The sequence below is a fragment of the Vibrio sp. D173a genome, assembly GCF_030248475.1.
Genome location: NZ_JAHGAH010000182.1, coordinates 1 through 2,895, shown reverse-complemented (window position 1 = coordinate 2,895; position 2,895 = coordinate 1). Strand labels below are relative to the sequence as shown.

Below are 2,895 nucleotides of genomic sequence, written 5' to 3'. Positions count from 1 at the left end.
AGATTGCTTGTTCGTTGGGAGAAGAAAATCGAAAACTACGAGGCCATGTTGCATTTTGCTTGTGGCCTCATTGTTTGGAATAAATCCCTTTTGGGATAGGCTCTAAGCCTAAGAAATTACAACGCTCAGGTTGGCGAGACTTACGCTATGATCAAAGCGTTGAATAAAATTACAGGGCTTGGTATGCCAGAAACTCAGTATATTGTTTAAGTATTGTTCAACATGGGGCAGCCATGTCTTCTCACTTAATTAAGCAACAAAGCCGCTTTTCGTTTGCGGTATGTTTTACCTATTAAGCGATATGTGTGCTTTTAAATGGCTGATCATTAGCGGACTTCCACCAATGGCCGAGCTGTTCTTTGTTCATCGGCTTACCAAATAAATAACCCTGCATAAAGTCACAGCGGTAAGATGAAAGCCATTCGTGCATGACGTTATGCTCAATGCCTTCTGCCGTCACTTTCTTATTCTGTGCGTGGCACAGCTCTATAATTGGTTTAATGACATGACCATTATCGGTGTTCATTAAGGTCAACAAGAACTCTCGGTCAAATTTGATTTTCTGTACTGGGTACTGCACTAGTTGTGTCAAAGAAGTATAACCAGATCCAAAGTCGTCTATTGCCAGTTTGTAACCCAGCTTCGATAACTCATCGAGTAGGGCAGTACCTTGCTTGTCAGACGCGAAAGTTTCGGTAATTTCTAGCTCAATACAGCGCGTAGGCACACCATTCTGTGTGGCTTTTTCATGGATGAATTCTGCCATCGACAGCGAGTTCAGTTCCGCAGACGATAGGTTGATAGACAAAATAATGTCTTTCCCAAAGATGCTTTTCAGCTGATGGTATTCTGCCATAGCATTCGCGAATACCCAGCGGTCAATCTTTTCGAACAAACCAGTTTGTTCAGCAATAGGGATGAACTCGTTTGGTGGTACTGAGCCGATCCCTTCAGCTTCCCAACGTAATAGGACTTCCAAGCCTTCTATCTCGTTGGCATTACTGTTCATGTATGGTTGGAAAACAAGTCGAAACTCTTCTTCAACGTTGGCCTTGCGCAATGCGCGTTCAATTTGGCTACGACGTTGAGCCTCGATATTGAGCGCTGCAGAGTAATAAGCGTATTGGTTTTTACCCGCGCGCTTAGCTTGGTACATTGCCGCGTCTGCACTAGACAAGAGCTTAGCGATATCACCACCATCTCTTGGATATTGAGCGATACCCACGCTGGCTGTCACCGGAAACGAGTTTTTTGCTGACTGAGTCAAGTTATTAATTGGCTTGAGTAACTCCGCGGCAAACAGATCGGGTAATTCGCTGTTTTCTTGATTTGAGCTGAGTAGGATTGCAAATTCATCACCGGATAAACGTGCCCCGAAACATGGGCTATTGTATTGCTGAGTGAACTTTTGGCATGCATTTCTGATGTGTTTGGAGAAGACCTGCAACAACTTGTCACCCAATTCGTGACCGTATTTGTCGTTGACGTATTTAAAGTTATCTAGGTCGATATAAATCACCCAAAGCTGCTCTGAGGGTTCTGCCAGCTCTTGGCTTGCAAGCTCATGGAAGCGGTGGCGATTAGCCAGTTGAGTTAAGTGATCAGTTTCCGCTAAACGCTTAGTTTTGTGGTAGACGTTGTTCAGCTCTTCGTACATATCAAAGAAGCGGGAAGAAAGGCGCCCAATCTCATCATCAGTATCGAGCTTTTCAATATTAGCGCGTTTGTTGGCTTCAATTTCTCTCAGCTGTTTGTCTAGCCTAGAGACTGGACTCAGAACATAGCGGTACAGGACTAAGACAATTAAAGTAATGGTACAAAAAGATGCGATACCAAATGACAATGCCAGCTCTAACCAGACCTTATCGACCTTATTCCACATCAGATATTCTGCTGGCGATAAAATGGCATAGAAGTGAGGCAGAAACTGGATGGTTTGAGCAAGGGGAATATCTAAGATAATCGGTTTTTCTGAAAACGTAATCACGCTGTGCGTATCAAACTCAATCTCATGCTTGATGTCATTAAACGCTTCGAGTGAGACAGACACGATAACAAAGAAAACATTCTGTGGGTCGAAGCTTAAAGGATGCTCCCCGGTACGTTTATCAAACAGCTCGTATTGCAATAGAATGCTCTGTCCGCTGCTGTTGTAAATAAAGCCGGTATGGCTTACGTCTCCATTGGTTTTAAAGCTTTTGTCGACATACTCAAGGATCTTGGGGTCGACTCGACCGTTTGATTCGTAATATTGATTTTCGGTGTAGTAGAGGAGGTCTTGCCTACCGTCGAGGATCGCCATATTTGCATCCCCTCGATACCCGTGACTGAGTACCTCGATGGTTTCATCTAAACGTTTGAATAGTTGCCTCTCACGATAGCGGTTATCATGATTCACAAAATAATCTTGCAGCACCTCGCTTTTACTCAAGGTGTAGGCATAGCTGTTAAGAAAAATATTGGCTTGGCGAAACTGACCAGCTAGCTTTTCCATTTGTAGCTGGATATAGCTGTCTTCCCTTTTGATTAGCGTGACTTTTTGAATGCTATAGATGATGTAACTCGACACCAGCGCGCTAATTAGAATGACAGGGGCGACAAGCAAAACGACTCTGTTGCTTAATTTCATGTATTTCTTACTTTCCGTTTGTGTCCTTACAAACGCTTCTAACCTAATGGTTTTTACCAGTTGGTTCTCACCTAAGGTATCGAACGGATGATGATACTTTCCTTGTACTCGAAGAAATTGTAAGGGTGTGTTTTTCGAAAGTCAGTGAGGTTTCCGATATTTGTGATGTCGTGAGAGGTTTTTTCATGTTCATAGGTACCACAGTCTCATAATTTGAACAGATTGTTCCAGTTGAAAACACGCTAATTAATTTGATACTCATTGAG

The 2,895-nt window shown here is 43.1% G+C and carries 1 protein-coding gene and 2 pseudogenes; 2 read left to right on the top strand and 1 reads right to left on the bottom strand.

From position 1 onward, the window contains the following. A pseudogene (locus KIV40_RS35605) lies at positions 1–99 on the top strand (IS5/IS1182 family transposase); the annotation flags it as partial. A gap of 3 nt (positions 100–102) precedes the next feature. Continuing rightward, positions 103–210: pseudogene (locus KIV40_RS18190) on the top strand (IS5/IS1182 family transposase); the annotation flags it as partial. An 82-nt stretch (positions 211–292) separates the two neighbouring features. Here the strand turns inward: KIV40_RS18190 and KIV40_RS18185 are convergent. Then, positions 293–2,629, bottom strand: coding sequence for a bifunctional diguanylate cyclase/phosphodiesterase (locus KIV40_RS18185; protein WP_134977917.1), 2,337 nt, complete (start codon positions 2,627–2,629; stop codon positions 293–295). Between the last annotated feature and the right edge of the window lie 266 nt (positions 2,630–2,895).

Bases quoted from the DNA above. Each gene is read 5' to 3' on its own strand.
- KIV40_RS18185 (WP_134977917.1), bottom strand. From the start codon at position 2,629: ATGAAATTAAGCAACAGAGTCGTTTTGCTTGTCGCCCCTGTCATTCTA.